The 7,554-nt window shown below is 21.5% G+C and carries 7 protein-coding genes; 4 read left to right on the forward strand and 3 right to left on the reverse strand.

The genetic code is table 11. The features are described 5' to 3' along the window. Positions 1 to 467: 467 nt before the first annotated feature. Positions 468 to 1,700, reverse strand: coding sequence for an aminopeptidase P family protein (locus OC698_RS02290; RefSeq protein WP_304513105.1), 1,233 nt, complete (start codon positions 1,698 to 1,700; stop codon positions 468 to 470). Positions 1,701 to 1,975: 275 nt separating this feature from the next. Here OC698_RS02290 and OC698_RS02295 point away from each other — a divergent pair, with 275 nt between their 5' ends. From OC698_RS02295 to OC698_RS02305, 3 genes are all read left to right on the forward strand, one after another. Beyond that, positions 1,976 to 2,656 (forward strand): hypothetical protein, encoded by a 681-nt coding sequence (locus tag OC698_RS02295; RefSeq protein ID WP_304513106.1) that lies wholly within the window; start codon positions 1,976 to 1,978, stop codon positions 2,654 to 2,656. Between the two features lie 293 nt (positions 2,657 to 2,949). Continuing rightward, on the forward strand, positions 2,950 to 3,258 hold the full coding sequence (locus OC698_RS02300) for a hypothetical protein (RefSeq protein ID WP_304513107.1): 309 nt from the start codon (positions 2,950 to 2,952) through the stop codon (positions 3,256 to 3,258). 194 nt (positions 3,259 to 3,452) lie between these two features. Beyond that, the gene (locus OC698_RS02305; RefSeq protein WP_304513108.1) at positions 3,453 to 4,400 is read left to right on the forward strand and encodes an alpha/beta fold hydrolase; all 948 of its coding nucleotides are present in this window, start codon (positions 3,453 to 3,455) and stop codon (positions 4,398 to 4,400) included. Between the two features lie 270 nt (positions 4,401 to 4,670). On the opposite strand, the gene OC698_RS02310 is transcribed toward OC698_RS02305, so the two are convergent. Beyond that, entirely contained in the window at positions 4,671 to 4,874 is a 204-nt protein-coding gene (locus OC698_RS02310) for a hypothetical protein (protein ID WP_304513109.1), read from the reverse strand. A 298-nt stretch (positions 4,875 to 5,172) separates the two neighbouring features. Between OC698_RS02310 and glnS the strand changes: the two genes are divergently transcribed. Next, positions 5,173 to 6,804: a glutamine--tRNA ligase gene (glnS, locus tag OC698_RS02315; RefSeq protein ID WP_304513110.1), complete on the forward strand. Its 1,632-nt coding sequence runs from the start codon at positions 5,173 to 5,175 to the stop codon at positions 6,802 to 6,804. Between the two features lie 141 nt (positions 6,805 to 6,945). Here glnS and OC698_RS02320 read toward each other — a convergent pair whose 3' ends face one another. After that, positions 6,946 to 7,329 carry a hypothetical protein gene (locus tag OC698_RS02320; RefSeq protein WP_304513111.1) on the reverse strand — a complete coding sequence of 128 codons (384 nt, stop codon included), beginning with the start codon at positions 7,327 to 7,329 and terminating at the stop codon, positions 6,946 to 6,948. Positions 7,330 to 7,554 lie beyond the last annotated feature (225 nt).

Genomic DNA, 7,554 nt, shown 5'->3' on the forward strand with positions numbered 1-7,554 from the left:
GTAAATAAAGATTTGCTAGGAGTTAAAATAGAGTTATTACCCTTTCGAGAATAAGTAGATAATGGTTTATAATTGATACCATGATACCATTATTCCTGATACCTACTGTATGGTTTTGAAGATTTTTTCATTTTTGAAGTATTTCTTTCAAGATATCGTGATTAATGATTTCAAAATAACCTTTAATATTAATATTTTTTTAATTTTATTTCCTACTATAACCTACTTTTAAGAACTACTGTCATTCATTTTTGTTTCCTTTAAGAAAATGTTTTTTATCGCTTGTGTTTTCAATGAGAGAACCAAATATTTATGCTTATTTGCCATAAATATAATAATATACGTAAATTAAATAATTTATAATTTATAATAACATTGATATTATAACAAATCTCTAATTTAAAACGAATAATTCTAACTTATTTTATCTTTTATAAAAAATAATTGTCAAATTTAAAATATTTTATTTATTTTATTAAAGATTCTATTTCTTCAATTTCTTTAGGAATTTTAGCAGATAAATTAATATTTCCTTTTTGCTTGACAACAATATTGTCTTCAATTCTAATCCCCAAATTTAAATGATTAATATATAAACCTGGTTCAATAGCTATAATGCTATTTTCTCCGATAGGTTCTTCTGCATCTATATCTATTAAATCATGTATATCTAATCCTAAATGATGACTAATACTATGATAAAAATAATTTTCAATTTTTTCTTCAAATCCAAGTTTTTTCATACCTATAGATAGCATTTGCTTTCCATAATAATTTAAATCTTTCATACTATGTTCAGGTTTAACCCAATTAATTAATTCTTTATTAACGTTTAATACTAAATTATAAATTTGATACTGTATAGATGTAAATTTATTTCTAATAGGAAAACAACGAGTAATATCTGAAGAATAATCATTAATTTTTACTCCTGCATCTATTAAACATAAATTATTATTATTTAAATAAGAATGATTTTTATGATAATGCAAAATTAAAGCGTTCTTTCCTGAAGCGACAATGGTTTCAAAAGCGTTTTGAGCTTTGTTAATGCCTAAATAATAATGAAAATTAGCTGCTATTTCAAATTCATATTGACATTTATTTAAATTTTGCAACAAATACATTAAAGAACGATAATGCAGATCAATAGCATTTTTAATAGAGTTAATTTCTTCGTTATTTTTCTTTTGACGTAATTTTAATAAAATTTGAGAACTATTGGCTATTTCGATATGTGGCCAATAATTTAAACATTTATATAATTGTTCATAACTCCAAGAATATTTTAAGTTTTTATAATGGTTCGGAATATCAAAATAAATTTTGGGAGATAATAATTTTAATTCAGAAATTTTTTTATTAATCCAAAAATTAAAATCTTTGATTTCCAAAATATTAGTAAATGGAATCTCCGAAATATCGGTAATTTGTTTTTTATTTAATTGTTCATTGTTCCATAATTTATTTATAGGATTAATATCAGGAATAAATAAAAAATTTTCTTTGTTTAATAGTGTTTTTATAAAAACTAAAATAATATAAGGTTGTTTAACGCCCGTTAAATAATAAAAATTTTTATTAACTTCGAAAGGAAATAATTGATCTCCACTTTTATATTGGGGATTGCCAGAATAAAATAAAGCTATAGAATTATTAGTTATACAATCAAAAAAATTTTTACGATTTTTAAAAAACATATATTATAATACCTCTAAAAAATATTTATTTAAAAAACAATTTTTATAAATAAAATCATCTCGATTTATCAGTTTATTCATTTATAATATTAAACTTTTAATTAATTTATTTATTTTAAGTAGTGATGAAATTGACTTGTGAATTATACATTATAATATTATTATATTTAATATAATTTGATCTTTTTTAATTAAATTAAAAATATTTTAAAAAACTTTTTTATTTTGGAATTAAAATTCTAAAATCAAAAAGCGAAAGGCAAAATAATTAAAAAATGTTTAACATTCGATTTAATTTAAAAATTATTTTATATACATTTTTATTTATACTTCATTTAATTATAATTTGGTTTATTTATTGTTGTTTTACAAATCGTAATCAAAAAAAATTGTATTATTACGATTATACTTATACAAAGATAAATAATAATCAATATCTTGAAAATCGTCAACTAGTTGCGAAAATAGCTTATTTAGGATTGGAACAATTTTTTTTAGGTTTAAAAGATAATACTTTTAAAGATACTTATCAGACATTTTTGAAAAGTGAAAAACCGTCATTAGACATGAAAATAATTATAGAAAAAATTTTAAATCAAAAATTAGATACTGCATATCCTTTTTTGATACAAAGTACTATTGATTTTTTATCTAAAAAAATAAATAAACGAATATCATTAATTATCGAGATAAAGAATTCTGATCAAACAACTTTTTCATGGGATTTCAATTCTTTATGTGAAATAATAGATAGTTCTATTCTTAAATTGGAGATGAAAAATTTTAATAATATACATTTTTATATTCAAGAATATAATGATACACCTGGAGATGGTTATTGTTTTTTTCATGCCCTTAAATATTTATTAGATAAAACTATACCTAATTGGTTAGATCTGATTAACGAAGATTTAAAAAAAAGCCCTATTAAAGTTAATATTAAAAATTACAAATAAAAAAATCCAAATTAATTAAAATTAATAATCTATTAAAGATAATAAACAATATGGTTTATTAAAAGAAATGGCGACAATATGAACAAAAAAAAAACAATTACAATATATTTATTGTAATATTATTTATTTGGTTCTTACTAATTTTAAGTTATTTTATCATATTTTTTTTTCCAAGGACGCAAACATCTTCGAAAATACCGCTTTTAAATATTTCTGATAATTTATATAAAGAAAATCCTTCAATTTCTTTTAATTTAATTAATGCTATAAAAGATAAAACCTTTTATTATCATTTGTTTGGTAAATTTTCTTATTTATCGGGAACTTCTAAAGCTGCAATAGAAAAACAATTAAGAGAAAATTTTTATTTTGATCCGCAATCTAATGTTGAATATGATAAAAATACTGGATTCATTAAAATTTTTAATATTAATAAAATATTAAATAATAATATTCTAATAGGAGAAACTTTTTTTTTATTGAATGTAGGGTTTTGGAAAATGAGAGAGGTATGGACTTGTACTCTTCAAATTTATTTTATTGCATATAAGGATAATTATAGCAATAATTATCATTATAGAATAAAAGTTAAAAAAAGATAGTATTATTGTTAATAATTTAATTTTTTATTATTAACGATTAAATTATTTATGATATACAATTAGATTAGTAAATTATAAGATATTTTATTAATTTTAAGTCATTACATTTTAATATTAAAATTTTTGATTTTTTATAAAACTTTTTATTCATTATAAATTAAAATTCATTATTCAATAGGAGAAATAATCTGAAAATGTATAATTCAAAAAAAATTCATAATCAAAATTTCAAACATAATAATTTATTATTGATAAAGATTTTATTTATCATTATAATTTTTTTCATTTTTATTTTTAAAATATTAAGTTTTTCTAATTTTCAATTATTAGGATATAATAATGTCAGACTTTTGGATAATTTTAAACAAGCTATTGAACCTCAAATGGCTAAAGCAAATATTATTATTACACATGATATGGGAGAAAGTTCTCAAGAATATGAAAGATTAACTAATTTTTTAAATACTAATAATTTTAATACTTTAAATTATGATTTGAGAAATCATGGTCAAAATATACAAAATCCGGATAAAGCAGGAGATATTGAAGATTCCCAAATCTTTATAAATGATTTGCATAATATTGTAATGTTTTTAAAAAGACAAAATAATTTGAAAATATTTTTATTAGGTCATTCGCTAGGCAGTGCAATTAATAATTGTTATGTGTATAAATTTCAAGATATAGATGGAGTTATTAATATTGCTACATCTTCCAAAATTTTGAATAAAACTCAAGAAATTTTAGAATCTAACAACATTAATTCAAATACTAAAATTATTATAATGAATAATTATGCTGAGCCCCAAAGATTAACTTTACAACAAGCAGAAATTACTAATAAAATTAATACTGTTACTACTCGTTTCATTTATCATACTATGTTTTTAATGATTACACAATTTCAAGAATATTTAATTAATTATGAATTTAATTATCCAAAACCTATTTTTTTATTGCATGGTAAACAAGATAAAATTATTCCTTTTGAGCATAGTCAAGAGTTATTTGAATTAATAAAAAGTCCTAATAAACATTTAAAATTATATTATCAAGGTAATCATAATTTATTAAATAATACATTTTATACCTTTGTCTATAAAGATATTTTAGAATGGTTAAGTTATCAAATATCTATATAATTTTAAAAAACTATAATAAAAAGATTAAATTTTCTTAAAATTATGCAATATTTTTACTTATTATATTTTTTTAAGCCAAATATTATAAAAACGGTTATTCTAAAATCTTTTAAAATTACTTTTAAATAATATTACCTTAAAGAAAGAGAATTCATAATTTATGACAATTTTTAATAATTAGCCATAAAAAAATGAATTCTCTCAAATAATTATAAAAAGTATTTTAGAAAGTTAATTCAAGATTATTTTTATATATATTGATTTAATTTTTCATTTTTGCGTTTCATTAAAATTATTTTGTGCATTTTTATCTGGATCAAGTTGTCGCCAAGTTTTTCTAATTTCTTCAAGAGAATTATCATAATTCTCTTCATTTTGTTGTTCACTTTTGATATTGATTTCGTTTCGGATTATGAATAAAATAATAAAAATTATTGTTAATAAAATAATGCGATTAATTAATTTAATAAACATTTTAATTTGCTCCTGAAAAAAATAATATTTTTAAAAAAACATTTATTCTAGTATACTAAAAATATCTTAAAAAAAATTTAAATATAAATTTGAAATTTATTTTTATATATGGGAATAATCATTTTTTCCAAAAATTAATTATAAAATATAATTTTTTTATATTTTGATTTTGTTATAAAAAATACTTTATATGTAACTAAGATTATATATCTTGCTCTCTAAAAGATATTGGAGAAATAATTTTCAAAAATTTATTATATTTTTGTCACAGCAAAAAAAGGAGAATTACAAATATTTTATGATAATATCTAACTTTATCAAAACTATTATGGAACAAGATTTAAAACAAAATAAAATATCTGAAATTATTACTCGTTTTCCGCCAGAACCAAACGGTTTTTTACATTTAGGTCATGCTCGGGCAATTATTATTAATTTTGAATTAGCTAAATATTTTCAAGGAAAAACCTATTTAAGATATGATGATACTAACCCTATACGCGAAAACCCTATTTATATTGAAAATATAGAAAAAGACGTACATTGGTTAGGGTATAAACCAGATAAAATTTTTTTTACTTCGGATTATTTCGAAATAATCTATCAAAAAGCTATTTTATTAATCAAAAAAAATAAAGCTTTTGTAGATGATTTAAATGCAGAAGAATTGAAACACACAAGAGAAATTCAACAATGTTCTCCTTTTCGTGAGCGTACTATTTCAGAGAATTTAGAATTATTTCATCAAATGGCTCAAGGTAAATTTAAAATAGGCCAAAAAGTGTTAAGAGCAAAAATTGATATGTCTAATCCTAATTTTAATTTACGTGATCCGGTTTTATATAGAATTTTAAATGCTAAAACTTTAAAACAACAACACCATTATATTTATCCAACTTATGATTTTTCTCATCCCTTAGCTGATGCTATAGAAAAAATTACTCATTCTTTATGTTCTTTAGAATTTGAAGATCATCGTCCGCTTTATGATTGGATCATCAAAGAAACTGAAATGATTAATATTCCAAAACAAATTGAATTTGGTAGATTAAATATTGTTGGCACATGTTTGAGTAAAAGAATTCTTAAATCTTTAGTAGATTATAATTTAGTACGAGGTTGGGATGATCCGCGCATGCCTACTTTAATAGGATTACGTAATCGTGGATTCACACCTTCGGCGATTAAGAATTTTATTTTAGAAGCAGGTCTTTCCAAAATAAATAGTAATATTGATAAAAGTATGTTAGATGCTTGTTTAAGAAGTGATTTACAATTAAAAACTAAAACTATTATTGCTATTATAAAACCTTTAAAAATAACGATTACTAATTATCCCGAAAATCAAATAGAATCTCGCGAAATTTCTTATTATAAAAATAGCGAAAAAACCAAAAGAAAAGTTTTTTTTTCACGTCAAATATATATAGAACGCAGCGATTTTCAAATAAATAAACCTAATCAAGATTTTAAAAGATTATTTTTGCACGGAGAAGTTAGATTATTATATTTTTATTTTATTAAAGCGTATAAAATAATAACGAATAATTTTGGAGAAATTACAGAAATTTTAGCTACCTACGATCCGATGACCAAAAGTGGTAGCGGTTTTAACCAACGAAAACCTAACGGTACTATTCATTTTTTAACTATAGAAAAATCTTCAGAAGCAACTTTTAATTTCTATTATGATTTATTATTAAAAGATAATAATCAAGAGAATTATCAAAAGTCTAAAGAAATAAAATATTTATTTAATTTTAACTCTTGGAAGCAATATAAAGGTTTTATAGAAAGCAATTTAGATTGTAAAAATAATTTAGAAAAATTCCAATTCATTAGACATGGTTTTTTTAATTTAGAATATCAAAAAAACGAAATAAAAAACTTTAATGAAATCGTAGCTTTAAAAAATAATAAAAAATATTAGATTTAATTGGAACTAATTAAACAAATACTATTATTTAAAAAAACTCTCAGAATATTATATTAACTTGATTAAAGTTTTTTTATATTCTGAGAGATTATTTATTTGATAAGAATATTTCAATTAAGCAATAACACCGAATAATTATCTATGACTTAAAATTGAAATATTCCATGCTAATATACCTGGGGTTTGGGTGACAAATTTATAAAGCATTCCCCAATTATAACTCAATATTAATTTAGTTGCAGCTTCGATGATGTATTGCGAACAAATAGATAAAAGTTGATTATTCAAAATTGCTTCTTGTAAATTAGGATTTGTCACTGAAGAAGATTGATTTGCTTGTATTTGTGATTCTAGAATATTTTTAAATGCTTGATTAATATCATTAATTTCTTGAAGATCTGAAGGATTTTCATAAAAAGCTTGGTTTAGATCCGATATCTTGTCTAAACCATCAAAACAAACTTTTTTTTCTAAATCCGGATCTGGGTCTCCGTTTAAATTAGACTTATTATTGTCCAAAATGTTTCGTAAGAATTCTAATTTTTGTTGATCGCTAAGATTTAGAATATCTTTATGAGATGAAGTCAACGATTTAGAAACTAATTCCTCATTTTGCGGTGCGGATAAACCCTGAAAGGAGATGGTCGGTCCGGCAGACGAAAGAATACCAGATTACAGCAGACCATAAAAGCGGGTTGCGACAAAAGCAAATTAGTCAAGAAGAAGCCGCCACCAAATAATTCT

Origin of the sequence: Candidatus Phytoplasma gossypii (genome assembly GCF_030586975.1) — a bacterium.
In the GTDB taxonomy this organism is placed as follows: Bacteria; Bacillota_I; Bacilli_A; order Acholeplasmatales; family Acholeplasmataceae; genus Phytoplasma; species Phytoplasma citri.